At 60.4% G+C, this 25,055-nt stretch carries 21 protein-coding genes; 17 read left to right on the forward strand and 4 right to left on the reverse strand.

Annotated elements, in window-relative coordinates:
* Positions 1–98: 98 nt before the first annotated feature.
* The gene (locus tag NN484_RS11900; RefSeq protein ID WP_274659165.1) at positions 99–416 is read left to right on the forward strand and encodes a Rieske (2Fe-2S) protein; all 318 of its coding nucleotides are present in this window, start codon (positions 99–101) and stop codon (positions 414–416) included.
* Here the strand turns inward: NN484_RS11900 and sfsA are convergent.
* Complete coding sequence (sfsA, locus tag NN484_RS11905; protein ID WP_127651984.1) at positions 413–1,126, reverse strand: DNA/RNA nuclease SfsA; 714 nt, start codon at positions 1,124–1,126, stop codon at positions 413–415. The two genes, NN484_RS11900 and sfsA, sit on opposite strands and share 4 nt — an antisense overlap.
* Positions 1,126–2,298 carry a pyridoxal phosphate-dependent aminotransferase gene (locus NN484_RS11910; protein ID WP_274659166.1) on the reverse strand — a complete coding sequence of 391 codons (1,173 nt, stop codon included), beginning with the start codon at positions 2,296–2,298 and terminating at the stop codon, positions 1,126–1,128. Before NN484_RS11910 ends, sfsA begins: the two co-directional genes overlap by 1 nt.
* A gap of 334 nt (positions 2,299–2,632) precedes the next feature.
* Here NN484_RS11910 and dksA point away from each other — a divergent pair, with 334 nt between their 5' ends.
* From dksA to NN484_RS11990, 16 genes are all read left to right on the forward strand, one after another.
* Complete coding sequence (gene dksA / locus NN484_RS11915) at positions 2,633–3,076, forward strand: RNA polymerase-binding protein DksA (protein ID WP_127651982.1); 444 nt, start codon at positions 2,633–2,635, stop codon at positions 3,074–3,076.
* 197 nt (positions 3,077–3,273) lie between these two features.
* Positions 3,274–4,170, forward strand: coding sequence for a tRNA glutamyl-Q(34) synthetase GluQRS (gene gluQRS / locus NN484_RS11920; protein WP_127651981.1), 897 nt, complete (start codon positions 3,274–3,276; stop codon positions 4,168–4,170).
* Between the two features lie 77 nt (positions 4,171–4,247).
* A complete protein-coding gene (locus tag NN484_RS11925) occupies positions 4,248–4,424 on the forward strand; it encodes a hypothetical protein (protein WP_003176118.1) in 177 nt (58 codons plus the stop codon).
* Entirely contained in the window at positions 4,408–7,362 is a 2,955-nt protein-coding gene (locus NN484_RS11930) for a sensor histidine kinase (protein WP_007963899.1), read from the forward strand. The genes NN484_RS11925 and NN484_RS11930 overlap by 17 nt, the downstream gene beginning before the upstream one ends.
* A 22-nt stretch (positions 7,363–7,384) precedes the next feature.
* Complete coding sequence (locus NN484_RS11935; RefSeq protein WP_274659167.1) at positions 7,385–8,821, forward strand: sigma-54-dependent transcriptional regulator; 1,437 nt, start codon at positions 7,385–7,387, stop codon at positions 8,819–8,821.
* Positions 8,822–9,555: 734 nt separating this feature from the next.
* Positions 9,556–10,956, forward strand: a complete 1,401-nt coding sequence (locus NN484_RS11940; RefSeq protein WP_274659168.1) for a polynucleotide adenylyltransferase PcnB — start codon at positions 9,556–9,558, stop codon at positions 10,954–10,956.
* Between the two features lie 3 nt (positions 10,957–10,959).
* On the forward strand, positions 10,960–11,445 hold the full coding sequence (gene folK, locus NN484_RS11945) for a 2-amino-4-hydroxy-6-hydroxymethyldihydropteridine diphosphokinase (protein ID WP_274659169.1): 486 nt from the start codon (positions 10,960–10,962) through the stop codon (positions 11,443–11,445).
* Positions 11,446–11,849: 404 nt separating this feature from the next.
* Positions 11,850–12,650 (forward strand): 3-methyl-2-oxobutanoate hydroxymethyltransferase, encoded by an 801-nt coding sequence (gene panB / locus NN484_RS11950; RefSeq protein ID WP_127651977.1) that lies wholly within the window; start codon positions 11,850–11,852, stop codon positions 12,648–12,650.
* A complete protein-coding gene (panC, locus tag NN484_RS11955; protein WP_274659170.1) occupies positions 12,647–13,507 on the forward strand; it encodes a pantoate--beta-alanine ligase in 861 nt (286 codons plus the stop codon). The genes panB and panC overlap by 4 nt, the downstream gene beginning before the upstream one ends.
* Before the next feature lie 211 nt (positions 13,508–13,718).
* Positions 13,719–14,099, forward strand: a complete 381-nt coding sequence (panD, locus tag NN484_RS11960) for an aspartate 1-decarboxylase (protein ID WP_003228271.1) — start codon at positions 13,719–13,721, stop codon at positions 14,097–14,099.
* A 230-nt stretch (positions 14,100–14,329) separates the two neighbouring features.
* A complete protein-coding gene (gene pgi, locus NN484_RS11965) occupies positions 14,330–15,994 on the forward strand; it encodes a glucose-6-phosphate isomerase (protein ID WP_127651975.1) in 1,665 nt (554 codons plus the stop codon).
* Between the two features lie 231 nt (positions 15,995–16,225).
* Positions 16,226–18,163, forward strand: coding sequence for an acetate--CoA ligase (gene acs, locus NN484_RS11970; protein ID WP_274659171.1), 1,938 nt, complete (start codon positions 16,226–16,228; stop codon positions 18,161–18,163).
* 51 nt (positions 18,164–18,214) lie between these two features.
* Entirely contained in the window at positions 18,215–19,087 is an 873-nt protein-coding gene (locus NN484_RS11975; RefSeq protein WP_274659172.1) for an oxygenase MpaB family protein, read from the forward strand.
* A 117-nt stretch (positions 19,088–19,204) separates the two neighbouring features.
* On the forward strand, positions 19,205–20,221 hold the full coding sequence (locus tag NN484_RS11980; protein WP_274659173.1) for a class I SAM-dependent rRNA methyltransferase: 1,017 nt from the start codon (positions 19,205–19,207) through the stop codon (positions 20,219–20,221).
* Positions 20,222–20,412: 191 nt separating this feature from the next.
* Positions 20,413–23,361 carry a DUF748 domain-containing protein gene (locus tag NN484_RS11985; RefSeq protein WP_274659174.1) on the forward strand — a complete coding sequence of 983 codons (2,949 nt, stop codon included), beginning with the start codon at positions 20,413–20,415 and terminating at the stop codon, positions 23,359–23,361.
* Complete coding sequence (locus tag NN484_RS11990) at positions 23,361–23,657, forward strand: DUF2845 domain-containing protein (protein ID WP_274659175.1); 297 nt, start codon at positions 23,361–23,363, stop codon at positions 23,655–23,657. Before NN484_RS11985 ends, NN484_RS11990 begins: the two co-directional genes overlap by 1 nt.
* A 235-nt stretch (positions 23,658–23,892) precedes the next feature.
* On the opposite strand, the gene NN484_RS11995 is transcribed toward NN484_RS11990, so the two are convergent.
* Both NN484_RS11995 and NN484_RS12000 read right to left on the reverse strand, forming a co-directional pair.
* Entirely contained in the window at positions 23,893–24,249 is a 357-nt protein-coding gene (locus NN484_RS11995) for a BON domain-containing protein (RefSeq protein WP_127651967.1), read from the reverse strand.
* 294 nt (positions 24,250–24,543) lie between these two features.
* The gene (locus NN484_RS12000) at positions 24,544–24,984 is read right to left on the reverse strand and encodes a pilin (RefSeq protein WP_127651966.1); all 441 of its coding nucleotides are present in this window, start codon (positions 24,982–24,984) and stop codon (positions 24,544–24,546) included.
* Positions 24,985–25,055: the final 71 nt, after the last annotated feature.

The raw sequence follows: 25,055 nt of genomic DNA on the forward strand, positions 1-25,055 counted from the left end.
GTTGCGCGTCGTGGGTGAAGGCGGCCATTTGATAATTGTTTGCATTTAAACGTCAAGCTCCGACATTTCCTAAAACGAGCCGACACTTGAGGATAGCCATGAAGTTTTTGTGCGCGGGGGCCGATCTGGCCGAGGCCGGCAGCCGTGGGTTCGACATCAACGGAAACAAACTGTTTGCCGTGCGCCGCGACGGCAAGGCTTATGTATACCTCAACCGTTGCCCGCACCGCGGCGTCGGACTGGAGTGGCAGCCCGACCAGTTTCTCGACTCCAGCAACAGCCTGATCCAGTGCGCCACCCACGGCGCACTGTTTCTGATCGAGAACGGCGAATGCGTCGCCGGCCCCTGCGCCGGGCAGTCCCTGACCGCCATCCCTTGCCGCGAAGATACCCAAGGGCTGTGGATAGATATTTAACCGTTGAGCAAAACATCCAGTCGCCGGTCGATTACCATTTCTTCATGGTTTAACCGTACGCCATAGGCCAACACCTCGACCCCGCACATCACTGCCTCGCGCAGCGCATCCGCGTAGGCCGAATCGATTTCCTCCGCCGGACGCACCGCGTCGATCCCGCTGAGATTGACGCAATACAACTGCACCGCACGAATGCCGTCACGGGCCAGATGCGCCAGCTCCCGCAGATGCTTGGCGCCACGCTGCGTGACTGCGTCGGGAAACGCCGCGACATTCGTCCCGTCGAACCCCAGGGTGACGCTTTTCACTTCCACATAGGCGGGGCCACTCGGGTATTCGAGGCGAAAGTCGATGCGACTCTTTTCCTGGCCGTACGCCACTTCTCGTTTAAGCGCCGTGAAGCCGTTCAACTCGCTGATAACCCCAGCCTGCAACGCTTCTTCGACCAGAGCATTGGCGCGCCCGGTGTTCACACAGAACAACCGGCCCTGCGGGGTTTCACCGATCTCCCAGGTCCCGGGCAGCTTGCGCTTGGGGTCGTTGGAGCGGCTGAACCACACCTGCCCGCCCTCGACCTGGCAATTGAGCATCGAGCCAGTATTCGGGCAATGCAGAGTCATCAGTTCGCCGTTGAGCGTTTCAACATCAGCGAGAAAACGTTTGTAGCGGCGAATCAGCCGCGCCTCTTCCAGGGCCGGATAAAAGCGCATCAGCCTTGCCAGCTCTTCAAGCCACGGGCGATCCGTTCCACCGCTTCCTGTAAGCGAGGGAGGTTTTGCGTGTAGGCAAAACGCACATGGTGACCGGCCTGATAACGCCCGAAATCCAGCCCCGGGGTAAAGGCAACGTGCTCGGTTTCGAGGAAATGTCGGCAGAACGCGAAGGCATCACCGCCGAACTGGCTGATATCCGCGTACAAGTAGAAAGCCCCTTCCGGCTCGACAGCGATGTTGAAACCCAACTCGCGCAACGCCGGCAGGAGAAAGTCGCGACGACGGCCGAATTCAGCGCGGCGCTCTTCGAGGATGGCGATGGTGTCTGACTCGAAACAAGCCAAAGCGGCGTGCTGCGCCATGCTCGGGGCGCTGATGTAGAGGTTCTGCGCGAGTTTTTCCAGTTCGCCGACGGCAGCGTCAGGCGCTACCAGCCAGCCGAGGCGCCAACCGGTCATGCCGAAATATTTGGAGAAACTGTTGAGAACAAACGCGCTGTCATCGACTTCCAGCACGCTCGCCGCGTCGGTGCCGTAGGTCAAGCCGTGATAAATCTCGTCCACCACCAGATGCCCCTGCCGCGCCTTGATGGCTGTGGATAACCCGGCCAGCTCATCACGGGTCAGGATCGTCCCGGTCGGATTGGCCGGCGAGGCCACCAAGGCTCCGACGCTGTCGTGGTCCCAATGCCGCGCCACCAGATCCGGGGTCAGTTGATAACGCACGTCCGGCCCGACCGGAACCAGCTGCGCCGCGCCTTCGACCAGACGCAGGAAATGCCGGTTGCACGGGTAACCGGGATCGGCCAGCAGCCAGTGTTTGCCGGGGTCCACCAGCAAGGCGCTGGCCAGCAACAGGGCGCCGGAGCCACCGGGAGTGATCAGGATCCGTCGCGGATCAATGTTCAGGCCGTAACGTGTTTGATAGAAACCGGCGATCGCTTCGCGCAACTCGGGAATGCCTCGCGCTGCGGTGTAGCGGGTCTTGCCCGCTGTCAGCGCCGCTTGCCCGGCACGGATGATCGGCTCGGCCGTGGTGAAGTCCGGCTCGCCGATTTCCAGGTGGATCACGTCGTGCCCTTCGGCCTGCAATTCGTTGGCCCGCGCCAGCAGCGCCATCACATGGAACGGTTCGATCGCACGACTGCGCGCACTGTAGGACTGAGCCATTGGTTTTCCTTCAACGGGGAAAAAGAGACGATTCTACCCATCTGCCGGAACGAGCGAGAACCCGTCGCGGTCACAGCCTCAAGAACGCTGGACTGTAACGATATGAGCGTACGTTCCAGGATTGACTAAAATCAGAGATTGATCAGGTCTTCATCACTGGATGACATGACTTGCCAGACTTCTGCAAGCGCCACCCGCCGGGGCCTCGACATCCGGGAGTAGCGCAGGCCGAATTGATCTGGTAAGTTCGCCCGCTTGCAGCCGCAGGGCCGGCAGGTGTCGGTGATGGAGCAATCCTGCGCAATGGATTACAAGAGTAGAGGCGGTCCATTTCATGCCCACCCAAGTAAAGCAACAGCAGAATCAGACGATCAGCGGTTTCGAACCTTATGTTCCGGCGAAAGGTGAAGAGTACATGGGCGCCCCGATGCGCGCGCACTTCACCAAGATCCTGAACAAGTGGAAACTGGACTTGATGCAGGAAGTCGACCGTACGGTTGATCACATGAAAGACGAAGCGGCCAACTTCCCTGACCCGGCCGACCGTGCCAGCCAGGAAGAAGAGTTCGCCCTCGAACTGCGCGCCCGCGACCGCGAGCGCAAGCTGATCAAGAAAATCGACAAGACCCTGCAACTGATCGAAGACGAAGAGTACGGCTGGTGCGAGTCCTGCGGCATCGAGATCGGCGTCAAGCGCCTCGAAGCCCGCCCTACCGCGGATCTGTGCATCGATTGCAAAACCCTGGCGGAAATCAAGGAAAAACAGGTCGGCAAGTAATCTCGACCTGAACGAAAAACGGAGCGTGCGAACGCTCCGTTTTTGTTTCTGCCTTTTGCCCCTTGCCTTTGTGGGAGCAAGTCTGCTCGCGAAAGCGGTGTGTCATTCAACATCAATATTGACTGACCCACCGCTATCGCGAGCAGGCTCACTCCTACAAGTTGACCTGCGTATGCCCTGAAAGTAGTTTCGTTTCCATGACTGCCAAAACCGCCCCCGCCTACATCGGCCGCTTCGCCCCTACTCCCAGTGGCCACCTGCACTTCGGTTCGCTGGTCGCTGCCCTCGCCTCTTACCTCGACGCGCGCGCGGTCGGCGGGCGCTGGCTGGTGCGCATGGAAGATCTCGATCCACCCCGGGAAGAGCCAGGCGCACAGGCGGCGATCCTCAAGGCGCTGGAAAGCTACGGTTTCGAGTGGGACGGCGAGATGGTGCGCCAGAGTGACCGGCACGCCGCCTACGCCGACGTTCTCGACAGCCTGTTCAATCATGGTCTGGCCTACGCCTGCACTTGTTCGCGCAAACAGCTGGAACCGTATCACGGTATTTATCCGGGGCTGTGCCGCAATGCCGGGCATGATCAGAAAGACGCGGCGATTCGCCTGCGTGTGCCGGAGCTGGAGTATCACTTCATCGACCGGGTGCAGGGCGAGTTTCGCCAGCATCTGGGGCGTGATGTCGGCGATTTCGTGATTCGCCGCCGCGATGGCCTGTACGCCTATCAACTGGCGGTGGTGCTGGATGACGCCTGGCAAGGCATCACCGACATCGTGCGCGGGGCCGATCTGCTTGATTCCACCCCGCGCCAACTCTATCTGCAAGAACTGCTGGGCTTTCGTCAGCCACGCTACCTGCACCTGCCGTTGATCACGCAACCGGACGGCAACAAGCTCGGTAAATCCTACCGTTCGCCGCCACTGGAAGCCGATCAGGCCACCCCACTGCTGCTGCGGGCCCTGCGTGCACTGGGACAAAACCCCGGTGCCGAGCTGGCGCATGCCACCGCGCAAGAACTGCTGAAATGGGGCGCCAGCCACTGGGATGCGACCCGGATCCCGCGCACACTGACCCTGCCCGAAGCGCAACTGCAATGACGACACTTGCAGTGGCGCGCCCATCCGTTACCATCGCCGCACGTTTTCGGGCACGCGCATAAAAAAGAGAGGCCGGGATGTACATCTATCGCTTGGTCCTGCTTCTGGTCGTGGGAATCTATCTGTTTTCTCCAGCCATCATGGATTGGTGGATCGACGCCACGGGCGCCTGGTATCGGCCGTATCTGCTCTGGTTGATCCTGATTGTCGTGACCTTCATCCTGCAGAGCCAAAAAGATGCCGATGAGCTTTAGCCTGACCCAGATGATCCTGATCAGCGCCGCGTACCTGGCGGTGCTGTTCGGTGTTGCCTGGATCAGTGAACGGGGCATGATCCCGCGGGCGATCATTCGCCACCCGCTGACCTACACCCTATCGCTGGGGGTCTATGCCAGTGCCTGGGCGTTCTACGGCACGGTGGGCCTGGCCTATCAGTACGGCTACGGCTTTCTCTCCAGTTATCTAGGGGTGTCCGGCGCGTTTCTGCTGGCGCCGGTGCTGCTGTACCCGATCCTGAAAATCACCCGCACCTATCAACTGTCGTCGCTGGCGGACTTGTTCGCCTTCCGCTTTCGCAGCACCTGGGCCGGCGCGCTGACCACGATCTTCATGCTGATCGGCGTACTGCCGCTGCTGGCGTTGCAGATTCAGGCGGTGGCCGACTCCATCGGCATCCTTACTGGCGAACCGATCCAGAGCCGCGTCGCACTGGCGTTCTGCGCGCTGATCATTCTGTTCACGATTTTCTTCGGCTCCCGGCATATCGCCACCCGCGAGAAACACGAAGGGCTGGTGTTCGCGATTGCCTTCGAGTCGGTGATCAAGTTGATCGCCCTCGGCGGCGTCGGCCTGTATGCGCTGTATGGCGTGTTCGACGGCCCGCAACAGCTTGAGCTGTGGCTGCTGCAGAACCAGACCGCCCTCGCCGCCCTGCACACGCCCCTGCAGGAAGGCCCGTGGCGCACACTGTTGCTGGTGTTCTTTGCCTCGGCAATCGTGATGCCGCACATGTATCACATGACCTTCACCGAAAACCTCAACCCGCGCTCGCTGGTCAGCGCCAGTTGGGGGCTGCCGCTGTTCCTGCTGTTGATGAGTCTGGCAGTACCGCTGATTCTCTGGGCCGGCCTGAAGCTCGGCGCCACCACCGACCCGGAATACTTCACCCTCGGCATCGGCATTGCCGCCAACAGCAAACCGCTGGCCCTGCTGGCCTACGTCGGCGGATTGTCCGCCGCCAGTGGCCTGATCATCGTCACCACCCTGGCGCTGTCGGGCATGGCGCTGAACCACCTGGTGCTGCCGCTCTATCAGCCACCCGCCGAAGGCAATATCTATCGCTGGCTGAAGTGGACCCGTCGGGCGTTGATCGTCGCGATCATCATGGCCGGTTTCTGCTTCTACCTGATGCTCGGCGCCGGGCAGGACCTGGCCAACCTCGGCATCGTCGCTTTCGTTGCGACCCTGCAGTTCCTGCCCGGTGTGCTTTCGGTGCTGTATTGGCCGACCGCCAACCGTCGCGGCTTTATCGCCGGGCTGCTGGCGGGGATTCTGGTGTGGGTGGTGACCATGCTGTTACCGCTGGTCGGCAATCTGCAGGGCTTCTACATTCCCCTGCTGAACATGATTTACGTGCTGGACGACACCAGTTGGCACATGGCGGCCATCGCCTCGCTGGCAGCCAACGTGCTGATGTTCACCCTGATCTCGCTGTTCACCAACGCCAGCCCGGAAGAAGCCAGCGCCGCCGAGGCCTGCGCGGTGGATAACGTGCGTCGTCCGCAACGCCGTGAGTTGCACGCCGCCTCGCCCCAGGAATTCGCCACGCAACTGGCCAAACCTCTGGGCGCCAAGGCGGCACAGAAAGAAGTGGAGCAGGCCCTGCGCGATCTGTATCTGCCGTTCGACGAACGCCGCCCTTATGCGCTACGCCGACTGCGCGACCGGATCGAAGCCAACCTTTCCGGCCTGATGGGCCCGAGCGTGGCGCAGGACATGGTCGAAACCTTCCTGCCGTACAAGGCCGGCGGCGAGAACTACGTCACCGAAGACATCCACTTCATCGAAAGCCGCCTCGAGGACTACCACTCGCGCCTCACCGGGCTGGCCGCCGAACTCGACGCCCTGCGCCGCTACCACCGCCAGACCCTGCAGGAGCTGCCGATGGGCGTCTGCTCGCTGGCCAAGGATCAAGAGATCCTGATGTGGAACAAGGCCATGGAAGAACTCACTGGCATCGCCGCGCAACGGGTGGTCGGTTCGCGCCTGAGCACCATTGCCAATCCGTGGAAGCAATTACTGCAAGGCTTCATCAACCTGCCCGACGAACACCTGCACAAGCAGCACCTGGCCCTCGACGGCCAGACCCGCTGGCTGAACCTGCACAAAGCAGCGATCGACGAACCGCTGGCACCGGGCAACAGCGGCCTGGTGCTGCTGGTGGAAGACTTGACCGAAACCCAGATGCTCGAAGACAAACTGGTGCACTCCGAGCGTTTGGCGAGCATCGGCCGACTGGCGGCGGGTGTGGCCCACGAAATCGGCAACCCGATCACCGGCATCGCCTGTCTGGCGCAGAACCTGCGCGAAGAGCGCGAAGAAGACGGCGAACTGACGGAAATCAGCGGGCAGATCCTCGAACAGACCAAACGCGTGTCACGCATCGTGCAGTCGCTGATGAGCTTCGCCCACGCCGGCAGCCACCAGCACAGCGACGAGCCCGTCTGCCTGGCCGAAGTCGCGCAGGACGCGATTGGCCTGCTGGCGTTGAACCGGCGCAATTTCGAAGTGCAGTTCTACAACCTGTGCGATCCGGATCACTGGGTCGAAGGCGATCCGCAGCGGCTCGCCCAGGTGTTGATCAATCTGCTCTCCAATGCCCGTGACGCCTCGCCTGCGGGCAGTGCGGTGCGGGTCAAGAGCGAAGCCGGCGAACACACGGTCGATCTGATCGTCGAGGACGAAGGCAGTGGTATTCCGCAGAACATCATGGACCGATTGTTCGAACCTTTCTTCACCACCAAGGACCCGGGTGAAGGTACCGGTCTGGGCCTTGCACTGGTCTATTCCATCGTTGAAGAGCATTATGGACAAATCACCATCGACAGCCCGGCTGATGTACAAAGCCAGCGCGGCACCCGTATCCGGGTGACCTTACCGCGTCATGTCGAAGCGACGTCCGCTGTGAACTGAGACCGTCGAGAGTATCGAATCAATGCCGCACATTTTGATCGTCGAAGACGAAACCATTATCCGCTCCGCCTTGCGCCGCCTGCTGGAACGCAACCAGTACCAGGTCAGCGAAGCCGGTTCAGTGCAGGAAGCACAAGAACGCTTCAGTATTCCCACATTCGATCTGATCGTCAGCGACCTGCGCCTGCCTGGCGCCCCCGGTACCGAGCTGATCAAGCTTGGCCAGGGCAAGCCTGTGCTGATCATGACCAGCTACGCCAGCCTGCGTTCGGCGGTCGACTCGATGAAGATGGGCGCGGTGGACTACATCGCCAAGCCTTTCGATCACGATGAAATGCTCCAGGCTGTCGCGCGGATCCTGCGTGATCACCAGTCGGCACCTGCCGTCGGCGAAGTGGTTGCCGGCAAAGCGAGCAATGGCAGCGGCAAATCGTCTGTCGACAACAGCAACGGCGAGATCGGCATCATCGGCTCGTGCCCGCCGATGCAGGATCTGTACAGCAAGATCCGCAAGGTCGCGCCGACGGATTCCAATGTCCTGATCCAGGGCGAGTCCGGCACCGGTAAAGAGCTGGTCGCCCGCGCCCTGCACAACCTGTCCAAGCGCGCCAAGGCGCCGATGATTTCGGTGAACTGCGCAGCCATCCCGGAAAGCCTGATCGAGTCCGAACTGTTCGGCCACGAAAAAGGCGCGTTCACTGGCGCCAGCGCCGGTCGCGCCGGTCTGGTGGAAGCGGCGGACGGCGGCACGCTGTTCCTCGACGAGATCGGCGAACTGCCGCTGGAAGCCCAGGCGCGCCTGCTGCGGGTGTTGCAGGAAGGCGAAATTCGCCGCGTGGGTTCGGTGCAGTCGCAAAAGGTCGATGTACGTTTGATCGCTGCGACCCACCGCGACCTCAAGAGCCTGGCGAAAATCGGCCAGTTCCGTGAAGACCTTTATTACCGCCTGCACGTGATTGCCCTGAAATTGCCGGCGTTGCGCGAACGTGGCGCCGACGTCAACGAAATCGCCACTGCGTTCCTCGCCCGCCAGAGTGCGCGTATCAACCGTACCGACCTGAAATTTGCCGCCGATGCCGAACAGGCCATCCGGCATTATTCCTGGCCGGGCAACGTGCGTGAGCTGGAAAACGCGGTCGAGCGCGCGGTGATCCTGAGCGAAAGCCCGGAAATCTCCGCCGACCTGCTGGGCATCGACATCGAGCTGAGCGACCTGGAAGACGACGAGTTCATCGGCTTGCCGGCGCAAACGGCGGGTAACACCAGCAACAGCAGCCATGAGCCGACCGAAGACCTGTCGCTGGAAGATTACTTCCAGCACTTCGTCCTCGAGCACCAGGACCACATGACCGAGACCGAACTGGCGCGCAAACTGGGCGTCAGCCGCAAGTGCCTGTGGGAACGCCGTCAGCGCCTGGGCATTCCACGACGCAAGACCGGGGTCACCAGCGAGAGCTGAACGTTACCTGTCGAGTGGGCGGGTAACGCTTGATGATGTGAAAAAACTGTTACCTCAGTCCTTTCACGTAACAGAAGCCGGGGTTATCGGTAACGAAACCCCGGCTTTTTTTCGCCCCGAGAAAACGGTTATATCGACCTAACCCCTTGTTTTATTGGGCTTCGCAAAAGTTGGCACGGCACCTGCTATATGTTTGGTACAAGAACAATAACAAGCAATGCACAAGACAATAAAAATAAGACGAATCGACTCACGCACAATAAAAACAAGACGGCGAGAGGCGCAGCTAACTGATTCTTTTGGAGAGGCGTTGTATTTGGGGCTAGCCCCACGACCAGGCCGAGAACAACAAAAACTGTCCTAAGACAGAGCCTGTACTGGTTGGATCGCAAGATCACTGCAACTCAGCGACCAAAGCAATCCGTTTGCTCTTGGCTCCCGATTGGGAGGGTCATGAAGGGAAAGCTTCATGGCGAGGGCACTCAACAAAAACAAGAAGCCCGAATCAATAATAAAAAGAGCACGCAACTACTTCTGGGGGAGCTTCGGCTCCCCTTGTAGTTTCTCCCTTCTGGAAAAAATCCTCCGTTCTACTCCGCTCCACCCTTGTAGCTTGCGGCTTTCAGCTTGAATCTGCTGTCTCCTACACCATCCCCCGACTAAATGCTAGAATCTGCGCCCATCATGCGGTCATTCTTTGGTATGGCCGAACATTCCTTCAAACAGTGCATCCCATGCTGAAGAAGCTGTTCCAGTCATTCCGAACACCCGTGCGTCGTACGCAACACATCCGCAGCACCCCTGAAGTGCTCAACAGCGGCCAACATTCGCTGCAAAAGGGGCAATTCAGCCGCTACGCGGTCAATATCGTCGAACGCTTGCAGGGCGCCGGCTACCAGGCCTATCTGGTCGGTGGTTGCGTGCGTGACATGCTCCTGGGCATCACGCCCAAGGATTTCGACGTCGCCACCAGCGCCACTCCCGAGCAAGTCCGTGCCGAATTCCGCAATGCGCGGATCATCGGTCGTCGCTTCAAACTGGTGCATATTCATTTCGGTCGCGAAATCATCGAAGTCGCGACCTTCCGCGCCAATCATCCGCAAAACGAAGACGAAGAAGACAGCAATCAGTCTTCGCGTAACGAGAGCGGGCGGATTCTGCGCGACAACGTCTACGGCACCCTGGAAGAAGACGCGCAGCGCCGCGACTTCACCATCAACGCCCTGTATTACGATCCGGTCAGCGAACGCATACTCGATTACGCCAACGGCGTACACGACATTCGCAATCACCTGATCCGCCTGATCGGCGATCCGAAGCAGCGTTACCAGGAAGACCCGGTGCGGATGCTGCGGGCTGTGCGTTTCGCCGCCAAACTGAATTTCGGCATCGAGAAGCACACCGTGCAGCCGATCCGTGAACTGGCGCCGATGCTGCTCGAGATTCCATCGGCGCGTCTGTTCGAGGAAGTGCTCAAGCTGTTCCTTTCCGGCCACGGCGCGATCACCTTCGAAATGCTGGTCGATCTGCAACTCTTCGCCCCGTTGTTCCCGGCCAGTGCCGAGGCGCTGGAATACAACCCGGAATACACCCACACGCTGATCAGCGAAGCGCTGACCAACACCGATCTGCGCATCAAGCAGAACAAACCGGTAACCCCGGCCTTCCTGTTTGCCGCACTGCTGTGGCCTGCCCTGCCGGCCCGTGTGTTGCGTCTGCAGGAGCGTGGCATGCCGCCGATTCCGGCCATGCAGGAAGCCGCGCACGAGCTGATCGCCGAACAGTGCCAGCGCATCGCCATTCCAAAGCGCTTCACCATGCCGATCCGTGAAATCTGGGATATGCAGGAACGCCTGCCACGCCGCAGCGGCAAACGCGCCGACCTGCTGCTGGACAACCCGCGTTTCCGCGCCGGTTACGACTTCCTGCTGTTGCGTGAAAGCGCCGGCGAGCAGACCGATGGCCTGGGCGAATGGTGGACCGACTATCAGGACGCCAACGACAGCGAACGTCGCGACATGATCCGTGACCTCAGCGGCAAGGGCGATGACGCCAGTAATGCACCGCGCAAACGTCGCCGCAGCAGCGGCTCCAAGCGCAAGCGCGCCGGGGCTCCGAGCGCATCGGGCGAATAAGGCATGGAACGCATTTATATCGGCCTGGGCAGTAACCTCGCTGACCCGGTCGAACAATTGCGCAGCGCGCTCAATGCGCTGGGGCAGTTGCCGCAGACCACCCTCGCCGGCGTCTCGGCGTTCTATCAGAGCGATTCACTGCTGCCGGGCCAACCGCGTTACACCAACGCGGTAGCAGCCCTCGACAGTGATCTCGCACCGCTGGACCTGCTCGATGCGCTGCAAGCGATCGAAAACGATCAGGGGCGCGAGCGTCTGGAGCGCTGGGGCCCGCGCACACTGGATCTGGATATCCTGTTGTTCGGCGCTCGACAGATTGATGAGCCACGGCTGAAAGTCCCGCACTACCAGATTCAGGAACGCGCATTCGTGCTCTATCCCCTCGCCGAGCTGGCTCCGCAGGATCTGCGGCTTGCCGATGGCCGTGCGCTGGTCGATCTGCTCGCTGCCTGCCCGTTCGTCGGCCTCGAACGCCTGCCCCACGCCTGACAAAAATCCCCCTGTAGGAGCTGCCGAAGGCTGCGATCTTTTGATCCTGCTTTTGTTTCTAAAAAGCCAGGATCAAAAGATCGCAGCCTTCGGCAGCTCCTACACAGAGAGAGCGTGCAGCATTGCTATTTTTGTCGGACAAAAACCCCGCAAATCAGGCCCGCCGCGCCGCTGAATCGCATCAGTAACGCCGGTAACACTCCCCTCGTAACAATGCGGTAACACATGCAATTGACTTCCTAGGTTCTCCTCACGACTATAGGCGTCCCGCTGCCGCCAACCCGGCACATACGGGCGCAATCCAGGCCTTATAAGCACGACACAAGACCGTGCGCCTGAGTAGATGAAGAATCACGCGCGTTACTCGCAGTAGTTTCCAAAGCGCCTGAACGAGGATTTTTTACATGCCAGCCATCACCCTGACCACGCTCCAGAGCCTCAAGCAGAAAGGTGAAAAGATCACCATGCTGACCTGCTATGACGCGACCTTCGCCCACGCCTGCAACGAGGCCGGTGTCGAAGTGCTGCTGGTGGGCGACTCCCTCGGCATGGTTCTGCAAGGTCACGACAGCACCCTGCCGGTCACCATCGCAGAAATGGCCTACCACACCGCCTGCGTCAAACGCGGCAACACCGATGCCCTGATCCTGGCCGACCTGCCATTCATGGCCAACGCCACCGTCGAACAAACCCTGACCAACAGCGCCATGCTGATGCAGGCCGGCGCGCACATGGTCAAGGTCGAAGGTGCGCTGTGGCTGGCGGAGTCGATCCGCCTGCTGGCCGAGCGCGGTGTGCCGGTCTGCGCGCACATGGGCCTGACCCCGCAAGCGGTGAACATTCTCGGCGGCTATAAAGTGCAGGGCCGCAACGAGAACCAGGCGCGGCAGATGCGTGCCGACGCGATTTCGCTGGAGCAGGCGGGCGCGGCCATGCTGCTGCTCGAATGCGTACCGAGCGAACTGGCTGCGGAAATCAGTCAGGCCGTGAAGATCCCGGTCATCGGCATCGGCGCCGGTAGCGCCACCGACGGTCAGGTGCTGGTGCTGCACGACATGCTCGGCCTGTCGATCACCGGCCGCGTACCGAAATTCGTCAAGAACTTCATGCAGGGTCAGGACAGCATCCAGTCCGCACTGAAGGCTTACGTCAACGAAGTCAAAGGCGTTACTTTCCCTGGTGTCGAACACGGATTCTCTGCATGAACACCGTAAAAACCGTACGCGAACTGCGCGCCGCCGTGGCGCGCGCCCGCAGTGAAGGCAAGCGCATCGGCTTCGTGCCGACCATGGGCAACCTGCACAGCGGCCACATTGCGCTGATCACCAAAGCCACCCAACGGGTGGATTTCGTGGTCGCGAGCATCTTCGTCAACCCGCTGCAGTTCGGCGCCGGCGAAGACCTCGACAAATACCCGCGCACCCTGGCGGCGGATCAGGAAAAGCTGCTGCAAGCCGGCTGCCATTTGCTGTTCGCCCCGACGGTTGAAGAGATGTATCCCGATGGCATGGCCGGACAGACCCGGGTCAGCGTTCCGCAACTGTCTGAAGGCCTCTGCGGCGCCAGCCGTCCGGGGCACTTCGAAGGTGTGGCGACGGTGGTCAGCAAGCTGTTCAACATGGTCCAGCCGGACCTGGCGATCTTCGGCCAGAAGGACTTCCAGCAATTGGCGGTGATCCGCGCGCTGGTGCATGACCTGAACATGCCGATCCAGATCATTGGCGAGCCGACCGTACGCGCCGCCGACGGCCTGGCGCTGTCGTCGCGCAACGGTTTCCTCAGCGAAGTGCAGCGTGCCGTGGCCCCGGTGGTCTATCGCACCCTGAGCACGATTGCCGAGTCGATCAAGCAAGGTGAGCGCGACTACCCGGCGCTGATCGCAGCCCAGGTGCAACAGCTGGAAGCTGCCGGCCTGCGCCCGGATTACCTGGAAATCCGCCACGCCCTGACCTTGCGTCCGGCGACGGCTGAAGACCGCGATCTGGTGATTCTGGTGGCCGCGTTCCTCGGCACCACCCGGCTGATCGACAACCTGCACCTGAATCTCGATACCCCGACTTAAACAACAGCGCAGTACCCCCTGTAGGAGTGAGCCTGCTCGCGATGAGGCCCTGACATTCAGCATCATTGTTGAATGACAGTCCGCTATCGCGAGCAGGCTCACTCCTACAGTGTTTTTCAGCGTTCTGAAAATTGCATTTCAAGCCATATTGCCGCCCCCAAAGCCTTCGGGCACACTGCCCGCCGTTCGATTCCAACCCGGGAAATCCCTCATGCACGCCATCATGCTCAAGGCCAAGCTGCACCGCGCCGAAGTCACCCATGCGGTACTCGATTACGAAGGTTCCTGCGCCATCGACGGCGAGTGGCTGGACTTGTCCGGCATCCGTGAGTACGAGCAGATCCAGATTTACAACGTCGACAACGGCGAGCGTTTCACCACCTACGCGATCCGGGGTGAAGAAGGTTCGCGGATGATTTCGGTCAACGGCGCGGCCGCGCACAAGGCCAAGGTCGGCGATCGGGTGATCATTTGCGCCTACGCCCATTACAGCGAAGCGGAGCTGCTGAATTTCAAGCCGCGCATGCTATACATGGCACCGGGCAATGAGCTGAGCCACACCAGCAATGCCATTCCGGTTCAGGTGGCCTGAGCCGCTTCGACGCGCCAATCCCCTTCCGTTGGTCGGCTTGTTCCCGGTATCGATGTTAAAAAAGTACAGGGAACAGGTCAGAAGAAGTCAAGACAGATCGCAGCGCGAGGTTTACTGTATTCGCCCTGCGTCGAAAAATCGTGTCGATGCATTTGACCCTCGCCCAAACATGGCGTATCGGTCTGTTCTGTGTTCAAAAGGCCGTTCAAGTAAAAAGGAAAACCGCAGCGATGGCGTACTACCGCACTCCTCACGACGTTACCGCTCTGCCTGCCTGGCAAGCGTTGAAAGATCACCGCCAAGCCATGCAGGATTTCAGCATGCGCGAGGCCTTCAACGCCGATCCGCAGCGCTTCAATCAATTCACTCTCAGCAGCTGCGGACTGTTTCTCGATTATTCGAAGAATCTGATCAATGCCCAGACCCGCAATCTGCTGGTGGGTCTGGCCAATGAAGTCGATTTGAAAGGCGCGATCAAAGCGCTGTTCGACGGCGAAATCGTCAATGCCTCCGAAGGCCGCCCGGCGCTGCACACCGCCCTGCGCCGCCCGGTGGGCGACAAACTGTCGGTCAACGGCGTCAACGTGATGCCGGAAGTGCACAAGGTGCTGAACCAGATCACTGATCTGGTCGGCCGCATCCACGATGGCCTGTGGCGTGGCTACACCGAGAAGCCGATCACCGACGTGGTGAACATCGGTATCGGTGGCTCGTTCCTCGGCCCGGAGCTGGTTTCCGAAGCGCTGCTGTCCTACGCGCAGAAAGGCGTGCGTTGCCACTACCTGGCGAACATCGACGGCAGTGAGTTCCACGAGCTGACGCAAAAGCTGCGCGCCGAAACCACGCTGTTCATTGTTTCGTCGAAGTCCTTCAACACCCTTGAAACCCTGAAGAACGCCCAGGCCGCACGCGCCTGGTACCTGGCTCAGGGAGGTTCGGAAGCCGAGCTGTATCGCCACTTCATCGCGGTATCGAGCAACAACGCCGCAGCGGTAGCATTCGGCATCCGTGAAGAAAACATTTTCCCGATGTGGGACTGGGTTGGCGGTCGCTACTCGCTATGGTCGGCCATCGGTCTGCCGATTGCGCTGGCCATCGGCATGTCCAACTTCAAGGAACTGCTGTCCGGTGCCTACACCATGGACCAGCATTTCCAGAGCGCACCGTTCGAACAGAACATGCCGGTGCTGCTGGCGCTGCTCGGCGTGTGGTACGGCAACTTCTGGGGCGCGCAAAGCCACGCGATCCTGCCGTACGACCACTATCTGCGTAACATCACCAAGCACTTGCAACAGCTGGACATGGAATCCAACGGCAAGAGCGTGCGTCAGGACGGCACCTCGGTGTCGACCGATACCGGCCCGGTGATCTGGGGCGGCGTCGGCTGCAACGGTCAGCACGCCTACCACCAGTTGCTGCACCAGGGCACCCAACTGATCCCGGCCGATTTCATCGTGCCGATCGTCAGCTTCAACCCGGTGTCCGACCACCATCAGTGGCTGTACGCCAACTGCCTGTCGCAGAGCCAGGCGCTGATGCTCGGCAAGACCTTGGCCGAAGCCGAGGCTGAACTGCGCGACAAAGGCATGAGCGAAGAACAGGTGCACAAACTTGCACCGCACAAGGTGATCCCGGGCAACCGTCCAAGCAACACCATTGTGGTCGAGCGCATCAGCCCGCGTCGTCTCGGCGCGCTGGTTGCCTTGTATGAGCACAAAGTGTTCGTGCAGAGCGTGGTCTGGGGCATCAACGCCTTCGACCAGTGGGGCGTGGAACTGGGCAAGGAACTGGGCAAAGGCGTTTACAACCGCCTGGTCGGCAGCGATGAAACCAGCGCTGACGATGCCTCCACTCAGGGCCTGATCAACTACTTCCGCGGGCGTCACCGCGGGTGATAGGCTGAAGGGGCGGTTTGCCTGCCCCTACAGCTTGCAACATCGACAGTTCCACGGCACCGGGCCAATCGCAGAATCGGTGGCGTACGCGGTCCTCTATAGGAACTGTCGAAGGCTGCGATCTTTTGATCTTGATCTTAAAAAACAAGATCAAAAGATCGCAGCCTTCGGCAGCTCCTACGAGGGTCGTACAGCTTCCCTCTTGTCGCACAACAAGAATAAGGAACCGTCATGTTCGATATCAGCACGTTCCCCAAAGCCGATGCCGTCCGCCGGGCTGCGCAGTTGAGTCAGGACGACTACAAGCGCCTGTATCGCGAATCCCTCGAACACCCCACAACCTTCTGGGCCGAACAGGCCACGCGCTTTCTCGACTGGAGCACACCGTGGCAGACCGTCCAGCGCTACGACCTGAAGACCGGTGAAGCCTCCTGGTTTGCCGGTGCACAACTGAACGTCAGCTACAACTGCATCGACCGCCACCTCGCGCAGCGCGGCGAGCAGACCGCGATTCTCTGGGAAGGCGACGACCCGGCCGAATCGGTGCAGATTACCTACAAAAAACTTCACCACCATGTCTGCCGACTGGCCAACGTGCTGAAAAGCCGTGGCGTGAAAAAAGGCGACCGGGTGTGCATCTACATGCCGATGATCCCTGAAGCCGCCTACGCCATGCTCGCCTGCACGCGGATTGGCGCGATTCATTCGGTGGTGTTCGGTGGCTTCTCCCCGGATTCACTCCGTGACCGCATTCTCGACGCCGATTGCCGCACGGTGATCACCGCCGACGAAGGCGTGCGCGGTGGCAAGTTCGTGCCGTTAAAACAGAACGTCGACAAAGCCCTGCAAAGCTGCCCGGACGTCAGCACAGTGGTGGTGGTCGAGCGCACGCAGGGCAAGGTCAATTGGGTCGAGGGCCGCGACCTCTGGTATCACCAGGCGGTGCGCGATGTCAGCGACGACTGCCCGCCAGAGCCGATGGACGCCGAGGATCCATTGTTCATCCTCTACACCTCCGGCAGCACCGGCAAACCCAAAGGCGTGTTGCACACCACCGGCGGCTATTTGCTGCAGGCGGCGATGACCTTCAAATACGTGCTCGATTACCGCGATGGCGAAGTGTTCTGGTGCACCGCCGACGTCGGCTGGGTCACCGGTCACAGTTACATCGTCTACGGCCCGCTGGCCAACGGCGCGACCACGCTGATCTTCGAAGGCGTGCCGAGTTATCCGAGCACTTCGCGTTTCTGGCAGGTGATTGATAAACACAAGGTCAACATTTTCTACACCGCGCCGACGGCCCTGCGTGCGCTGATGCGCGAGGGTGCCGGGCCGTTGCAGGAAACGTCGCGGCAAAGTCTCAGACTGCTCGGCAGCGTCGGTGAGCCGATCAACCCGGAAGCGTGGGAATGGTACTTCAACGTTGTAGGAGAACAGCGCTGCCCGATTGTCGACACCTGGTGGCAGACCGAAACCGGCGGCATCATGCTCAGCCCGCTGGTGAGCGCGCAACGAATCAAACCGGGGTGCGCCACACAACCGATGTTCGGCGTACAACCGGTGCTGCTCGATGAACACGGCAAGGAAATCAAAGGCGCCGGCAGCGGCGTGCTGGCGATCAAGTCGAGCTGGCCGGCGCAGATCCGCAGCGTTTACGGTGATCCGCAGCGCATGGTCGACACCTATTTCAAACCCTACCCCGGCTACTACTTCACCGGCGACGGCGCGCGCCGCGATGAGGACGGCGACTACTGGATCACCGGGCGCATCGACGACGTGATCAACGTCTCCGGCCACCGCATCGGCACCGCCGAAGTGGAAAGCGCGTTGGTGCTGCACGACAGCATCGCCGAGGCCGCCGTGGTCGGTTACCCGCATGACGTCAAAGGCCAGGGCATCTATGCCTTCGTCACGCCCATGAACGGCGTCGAGCCGAGCGATGAGCTGAAGAAGGAACTGCTGACCCACGTCAGCAAAGAAATCGGCAGCTTCGCCAAGCCGGACCTGATCCAGTGGGCGCCGGCCTTGCCGAAAACCCGCTCAGGCAAGATCATGCGCCGCATCTTGCGCAAGATCGCCTGCAACGAACTCGACAGCCTTGGCGACACCTCGACCCTGGCCGACCCGAGCGTGGTGCAGGGCTTGATCGACAAGCGCCTCAATCAGTAACGTCCACGGCGCGGTCAACCGGCCGCGCCTGTCCACCATCAATGAGTTGTCATGGAATTCATCCGCAGCCGCATCGAAAACCAACTCATGAGCCTGACCGGGCTGTCCCTCGGTCAGCTCGACCTGGAAAACCCCAAGGGCGATCCCGGGCTGTTCGGCCCCGACTCGATCAGTTGGCAAGTCCATGGCGACTTCAGCAGCATGCTGATCGGCGGCATCAGCGCTTTGCTCCTGCAAGCCCTGCATCCGCTGGCACTGGCCGGGGTCTGGGATCACTCGAATTTTCGTCAGGACATGCTCGGACGTTTGCGTCGCACCAGTCAGTTTGTTTCCGGCACTACCTTCGGCTCGCGTCGCGACGCCGAATGGCTGATCGAGAAAGTGCGCACCATTCACCTGCAAGTGGTCGGCACCGCACCGGATGGCCGGCCCTATGCGGCCAGCGACCCGGACCTGCTGACCTGGGTGCATGTGGCAGAAGTCAGCAACTTCCTCGCCGCGCATCTGCGTTACCGCAACCCGCAGCTGTCGCTGGCGGAACAGGATCGTTACTACGCGGAAATCGCCGTGGTCGCCGAGCGCCTCGGCGCGCGGGATGTCCCGAAATCACGGCAGGCCGTGGCCGATTATCTGCAACGCATGCGCCCGCAGTTGCTGTGTGATGAACGCAGCCGCGAAGTCTTGCGCCTGTTGCTCGACGCGCCAGCCCCGAGTGTTCTGGCGCGGCCGTTTGGCGACCTGATGATGAAAGCTGGCATCGACCTGCTGCCGGACTGGGCCAGCGACATGTTCGATGCGCGACAGAATCCGCTGCAGCGCCAGTTGATCCGCGCCAGCGTCAAACGCAGCGCACCGATGCTGCGCTGGGCGATGCGCAATGGTTCGGTGCAACGGGCCAAACGCCGAATGGGGCTGCTTCGCTGACGCTCAGAGCTGCAAGCTGCAAGCTGCAAGTTTTGAGCTTGAGGCTTGAAGCTTGGAGCTTGCAGCTCAGTAACTGCTAAACTCCCGCGCCCCAATTCTCACCAGCAAGGCGCCCGCATGTCTTCCTTGAATCAGGCGCTGCGCGCCGCTCTCGATCAACGCCAGGACTTGCTCACTGCACTGCACAGTCAGGGCACCGATTGCTATCGGCTGTTCCACGGCAGCCAGGAAGGCGCCGGTGGGTTGACCATCGACCGCTACGGTCCGCAATTGCTGGTGCAGAGCTTTCACCAGACGCTGGAGCGCGATGACCTGCTGCAACTGCACGCCATGGTCAATCAGACGCTGGGCTTCGAAACGCTGCTGGTCTACAACGACCGCTCCCGGGGCAACTCGCGGATCGATCGCGAAGACAGCGTCTACAAAGCCGACGAAGCCGCGCTGGCGGATCTGGTCGGTCATGAGTGGGGCCTGAACTACCGCGTGCGCGGGCGGCATGCCGGGCAGGATCCGCTGTTGTTCCTCGACCTGCGCAACACTCGCGGTTGGGTCAAGGATCACGCCAAGGGCAAAAGCGTGCTCAACCTCTTCGCCTACACCTGTGGCGTTGGCCTGAGTGCGGCTGCCGGTGGTGCGCGTGAAGTGTGCAACCTGGATTTTGCCGAAGGCAACCTGGCGGTCGGTCGCGAAAACGGTCTGCTCAACCCACAGTTGCCCGAGATGCAATTCATCCAGTCCGACTACTTTCCGGCAATCCGCCAACTCGCCGGCCTGCCCATCAGCCAGCGGCGCGGGCAGAAACTGCCGAGCTATCAGCGCCTCGAACAGCGTCAATACGATCTGGTGCTGCTCGACCCGCCCGCCTGGGCCAAGAGCGCGTTCGGCACCGTCGACCTGCTGCGCGACTATCAGAGCCTGCTCAAACCGGCGCTGCTGACCACCGCCGACAACGGCGTGCTGATCTGCTGCAACAACCTGGCGAAAGTCAGCATGGACGACTGGCGCGAACAGGTACTGCGCTGCGCGGAAAAGGCCGGGCGACCTGTGCGCGAGTGGAGCGTGATGCCCCCGGGTGCCGACTTCCCGTCGATGGACCAACAGCCACCGCTGAAAACCCTGATTCTGCAGCTCTGATAGTAATCCCCTGTAGGAGCTGCCGCAGGCTGCGATCTTTTGACTTTGATTTTTAAAAAACAAGATCAAAAGATCGCAGCCTGCGGCAGCTCCTACAACGATTGCGGACAAATCTGAACATTCCTGTAACCGACGATGTACTTCGGAACCAGAATCGCGTGCCATACTCCAAGACACTCCGATTCAGACAGATGAAGCCGCACATGCCCAAAGGATTGATTCGCGCGATTGGCGCCTTGTTGACTGCTCTGGCCCTCTACAGCCTGCTGGGGTTTCTGATTTTGCCGGGCATCGCCCTGCGCATTGCCAACCAGCAGTTGGCCAACTACGCCACGGTGCCTGCACATATCCAGCGCATCGAACTCAATCCGTTCAGCCTTGAAGTCACCCTGTGGGGGCTGGTCATCGGTGAGCCGGGCAAGGAACAAGTCGGCTTCGAGCGGTTGTATGCCAACCTGCAACTCGACAGCCTGTGGACCAAAGCACTGCACCTGGCCGATATCGAGCTGGACAAGCCGAAGACCGAAATCCTCTTCGCCAAGGACGGCCAGCTCAATCTGCTGGGCCTGTTCAAACTTCCAGCCAGCGAACCGACCCCGGCCGACCCGGATGCCAAGCCGTTCCCGCTGCGCATCGACCGCATTCAACTGGCCGGCGGCAATGTGCACTTCGAGGACGCCCGGCCAAGCGAGCCGATCGAATTCCTCTACGACAAACTCGACTTCGAGCTGAAAAACCTCAGCACCCTGCCCGAAGACAACGCTGACATGACCCTGGTCGCCGCTGGCCCGGCCGGTGGACAGATCGACTGGAAAGGCAACTTCAGCCTGATCCCGTTCACCTCCGAGGGAACGCTGAAAGTCACCGATGGCAAGATGAAATCCTTCTGGCCCTACGTGCGTGACGCGGTGCCGCTGGTGCTCGAAGACGGCGTGCTCAACCTCAGTACCGAATACAAACTCAACCTGTCGAAAGAAACCGAGCTGCTGCTGAACAACGTCGCGGTGAGCATTGCGCCGTTCGCGATCAAGGCGCCGGACGGGCGTCCGCTGGCAAAACTTGAACGCCTCGACGTCAGCGAGACCTCGCTGGACCTGGCCAAACAGCAAGTGGTGGTCGGCAAGATCCGCAGCAACAAACTGGAAACCTGGGCCGCACTCGAAGCCGACGGCCAGCTGGACTGGCAGAAACTGTTCGCCAGCCAACCGTCCAAACCCGCGGCCAAGGCAGCAGCCGAACCTGCCAATACCCCGGCAGCCGCCGACTCGCCGAAAGCGCCGCCGGTGCCGAGCAAGCCATGGCAAGTGCTGCTCAAAGACGTGCAGTTGCGCAACTATACGGTGCATCTGGCCGACCGTTCGGCGACGCCAGCGGTGGCCCTGGATGTCACGCCGCTGAACATTGATCTGCAGGATTTCGACAGCCTCAACGGTTCCCCCTTCAAGGTCAAACTCGACAGCGGCCTGGGCAAACAAGGCAAGATCAACGCCGACGGTGTGGTCAATCTCGCCCCGGTCACCGCCCAGCTCAACGTGAAAACCCAGGATATCGACCTGCGTGTCGCGCAGTCCTACATCAATCCGTTCATTCGCCTGGAACTGCGCAGCGGCATGCTCGGCAGTGACCTGAAGGTCAACCTCAAGAGCACCGCGCCACTGGCACTCGGCGTGACCGGGCGTGCGCAGATCGATCAACTGCACACCCTCGACACCCTGAAAACCCGCGACTTCCTCAAGTGGCAGCAAGTGGTGGTCGAAGGCATCAACTATCAACACGGTGACAGCCTGTCGATCGACAAGATCAACCTGTTCCAGCCGTACGCGCGGTTCATGATCAACGATGACCGCACCACCAATATCGACGACCTGCTGATTCCACAGCCCGCCGACGGTGGTGCGAAAACCGCAGCGGCCAAACCGGCCAGCCAGGACAAGCCACTGGGCATTCACATCGGCGCGATCGCGATCAACGACGGTTCGGCCAACTTCGCCGACTTCAGCCTGACCCCGAACTTCGCCACCGCGATCCAGCAGCTCAACGGCCAGATCGGCACCATCGACAGCCGTCAGGCGAAACCGGCCAGCGTCGACATCAAGGGCAAGGTCGATCGCTATGCACCGGTGACCATCAAAGGTGCGGTCAACCCGTTCGACCCGATGGCCAGCCTCGACATCGCCACCAGTTTCAAACGCGTCGAGCTGACCACCCTGACGCCGTACTCCGGCAAATTCGCCGGTTACCGCATCCGCAAGGGCCGTCTCAACCTCGACCTGCATTACCTGATCACCAAGGGCCAGTTGAAGGCCGAGAACAAAGTGGTGGTCGAGCAATTGCAACTCGGCGAGAAAGTCGACAGCCCGGATGCCGTGAGCCTGCCACTGAAACTGGCGATTGCCCTGCTCAAGGACGTCGACGGCAAGATTTCCATCGAACTGCCAGTCACCGGCGACCTGAACAATCCGCAGTTCAGCGTGATGCCGATTGTCTGGCAGACCCTGCGCAACCTGATCGTCAAGGCTGCCGCAGCGCCGTTCAAGATGATTGGCGGGCTGATCAGCGGTGGCAGCTCCGAGGACCTCGGTACCGTGGCCTTTGCACCGGGTTCCAGCGACCTGAGCAAGGACGCCGAGTCCGCTCTGGAGAAGCTGTCCAAAGCCCTGAAGGAGCGTCCGGCCCTGCGTCTGGAAATCGAAGGCACCGCCGCCCAAAGCAGCGACGGCCCGCTGATCGCCGAACAGCGCCTGGAACGCGAATATCAGTACAACTACTACAAGATGCTCCAGCGCCGTGGCGACAAGGTGCCGGCGCAAGCCTCGCTGCTGCAAGTGCCGGAAAACGAGAAAGGCCCGTTGCTCGAAGGCATCTACCGCACCCGCCTGAAAACCCAGCCACCGGCCGAGTGGAAGGATCTGGGCAAGGAAGAACGCACGGCGAAAATGCGTGAAGGCGTGATCAAGTTCTGGAGCTCCAGTGACGTGTTGCTGCGGCAGTTGGGTCAGGAACGCGCCAGCAGCATCAAGGATTATCTGGTCGACAAGGGCCAACTGGCCGATGACCGGGTGTACTTCATCGATGCCAATCTTGGCGAGGCCGAAAGCGATGGTCGGGTCGTGACGCAAATGCACCTGGACGCCGAGTAATGAAGCACAAGTGGCTGGTTGCGATGACGCTGATGCTCGCCGCCAGCCCTGCCCTGGCCTCAGACACCCTGCGCTGTGGCAGCCAACTGGTCAGTCTCGGCGACCGCGCCAGCGAAGTGCTGCAGAAGTGTGGCGAGCCGGTCAGCCGCGATGTCCTCGGCTACAAGCGCAGCGCCAACCGCCGCGAAGAGTTTCAGGTCGAAGAATGGACCTACGGCCCGAGCAACGGCATGTACCAGTACCTGCGCTTTGAAGGCAATCGCCTGCGGCAGATCAACAGCAAGCGCGGCAACTGAAAGATCAAAAGATCGCAGCCTGCGGCAGCTCCTACAGGGAAATGCATTCCAAATTGTAGGAGCTGCCGAAGGCTGCGATCTTTTGCTTCTAAAAATAGAACAGGCCCCGACACAAGTGCCGGGGCCTGTAATGGTCACATCCGTGTGACCGTTCGCATGAACTCTAAAGTTGCGGCAGACGTATTGCTCGGCCCGTCTGTCGCGCCTTCTCCCGGTCCAGGCGAGAAGTCATGCCTTACTCGGCTTTCAGGCCGTCAGCGGAAACCGCTTTGACGCCTTTGATTTTCTTGGTGATGTTCACAGCCGTGGTTTTCTGAGCTTCGGTGATGGCGACATCGGAAGACAGGGAAACCACACCTTTGTTGGTTTCGACTTTGATGTCGGTACCAGGAATGCCTTTTTCGGTTACCAGGTCGCTTTTGACTTTGGTAGTGATCCAGGTATCGGAAGTAGCTTCTTTAGCCTTGGTCATTTCACCGGCAGCCAAAGTCATTGGAGCCTGGGTAGTCTGAGTGGTTTGTGCAAATGCACCGGAAGCCATGGTCAGGGTCAGCGCGGTAGCAGCAGCGGCAGTGATAGCGAACTTCTTCATACGAGTAACTCCTGTTTTTCTGGAAAGTCTGCTGGTTGTCTTGTCAGCAGGGTTACTGGAGATGTTGCGAAGGCTGTGCCAACTTTTCGAAAGACAATAATCCCTTATAAATCAATGAGATATGAATCATGCAAATTTTCGAAATCATGCAATTTGCATGACCACTGAATAAACGACATGCAAGTTGCGGCTTTTCGGAAAGTTCCTAACACGCTGAAATTATTGAAGCTTTTTTCAACGTTCGAAAACAAAAATGCCCCGCATGGCGGGGCATCTCTGACCTTGTTGACTCAATCAGGCACCGGTGCCTGCGCAACCTTTAGGCGCGTAGTCCGGGTTTACGGTCGAAGCACAGCTCCAGACGCCCGAGGTGCTGCCAGTCGCAGCACCGGTACGGGTCAACGTGATGGTTTTACCCAGCACCGGACCCGGGGCATTCACCAGTGTGCAGGTTATAGTGCCCGCACCCGTCGAGGCGGTTCCCGATGCCGCCAGTGTGCAGTTGGAGGTGGTCGCTGTAGCGCTCCCGGCCACGAGTAGCAGCGTTGGGTCCGTGCCTTGATTGATCGTGTCTTCGAACGGCACCTTGAGCGCACTGATTTCTGCCAGACCTGCCGTCACCTTCGAACGCGCCTGGTACTTGGAGTATTGCGGCAAGGCGATGGTCGCCAGAATGCCAATGATCGCCACGACGATCAGCAGCTCGATCAGAGTAAAGCCCTGTTGTTTTTTCATAGACAAGCTCCATGCATGAGTCGGAATCTCATGATCTGAGAAGGGCTCAGCATAGCCCATGCCAACCGGGT

The organism is Pseudomonas serboccidentalis, assembly GCF_028830055.1.
Classification (GTDB): Bacteria; Pseudomonadota; Gammaproteobacteria; order Pseudomonadales; family Pseudomonadaceae; genus Aquipseudomonas; species Aquipseudomonas serboccidentalis.

Excerpts from the sequence above, each read along its gene's own strand:
- pgi (WP_127651975.1), top strand. The coding sequence starts at position 14,330 with ATGGCGTACTACCGCACTCCTCACGACGTTACCGCTCTGCCTGCCTGG.
- dksA (WP_127651982.1), top strand. The coding sequence starts at position 2,633 with ATGCCCACCCAAGTAAAGCAACAGCAGAATCAGACGATCAGCGGTTTC.
- NN484_RS11995 (WP_127651967.1), bottom strand. The coding sequence starts at position 24,249 with ATGAAGAAGTTCGCTATCACTGCCGCTGCTGCTACCGCGCTGACCCTG.
- folK (WP_274659169.1), top strand. The coding sequence starts at position 10,960 with ATGGAACGCATTTATATCGGCCTGGGCAGTAACCTCGCTGACCCGGTC.
- NN484_RS11925 (WP_003176118.1), top strand. The coding sequence starts at position 4,248 with ATGTACATCTATCGCTTGGTCCTGCTTCTGGTCGTGGGAATCTATCTG.
- NN484_RS11900 (WP_274659165.1), top strand. The coding sequence starts at position 99 with ATGAAGTTTTTGTGCGCGGGGGCCGATCTGGCCGAGGCCGGCAGCCGT.
- NN484_RS11985 (WP_274659174.1), top strand. The coding sequence starts at position 20,413 with ATGAAGCCGCACATGCCCAAAGGATTGATTCGCGCGATTGGCGCCTTG.
- NN484_RS12000 (WP_127651966.1), bottom strand. The coding sequence starts at position 24,984 with ATGAAAAAACAACAGGGCTTTACTCTGATCGAGCTGCTGATCGTCGTG.
- panB (WP_127651977.1), top strand. The coding sequence starts at position 11,850 with ATGCCAGCCATCACCCTGACCACGCTCCAGAGCCTCAAGCAGAAAGGT.
- gluQRS (WP_127651981.1), top strand. The coding sequence starts at position 3,274 with ATGACTGCCAAAACCGCCCCCGCCTACATCGGCCGCTTCGCCCCTACT.
- panC (WP_274659170.1), top strand. The coding sequence starts at position 12,647 with ATGAACACCGTAAAAACCGTACGCGAACTGCGCGCCGCCGTGGCGCGC.
- NN484_RS11975 (WP_274659172.1), top strand. The coding sequence starts at position 18,215 with ATGGAATTCATCCGCAGCCGCATCGAAAACCAACTCATGAGCCTGACC.
- NN484_RS11980 (WP_274659173.1), top strand. The coding sequence starts at position 19,205 with ATGTCTTCCTTGAATCAGGCGCTGCGCGCCGCTCTCGATCAACGCCAG.
- acs (WP_274659171.1), top strand. The coding sequence starts at position 16,226 with ATGTTCGATATCAGCACGTTCCCCAAAGCCGATGCCGTCCGCCGGGCT.
- NN484_RS11935 (WP_274659167.1), top strand. The coding sequence starts at position 7,385 with ATGCCGCACATTTTGATCGTCGAAGACGAAACCATTATCCGCTCCGCC.
- NN484_RS11930 (WP_007963899.1), top strand. The coding sequence starts at position 4,408 with ATGCCGATGAGCTTTAGCCTGACCCAGATGATCCTGATCAGCGCCGCG.
- sfsA (WP_127651984.1), bottom strand. The coding sequence starts at position 1,126 with ATGCGCTTTTATCCGGCCCTGGAAGAGGCGCGGCTGATTCGCCGCTAC.
- NN484_RS11940 (WP_274659168.1), top strand. The coding sequence starts at position 9,556 with ATGCTGAAGAAGCTGTTCCAGTCATTCCGAACACCCGTGCGTCGTACG.
- panD (WP_003228271.1), top strand. The coding sequence starts at position 13,719 with ATGCACGCCATCATGCTCAAGGCCAAGCTGCACCGCGCCGAAGTCACC.
- NN484_RS11910 (WP_274659166.1), bottom strand. The coding sequence starts at position 2,298 with ATGGCTCAGTCCTACAGTGCGCGCAGTCGTGCGATCGAACCGTTCCAT.
- NN484_RS11990 (WP_274659175.1), top strand. The coding sequence starts at position 23,361 with ATGAAGCACAAGTGGCTGGTTGCGATGACGCTGATGCTCGCCGCCAGC.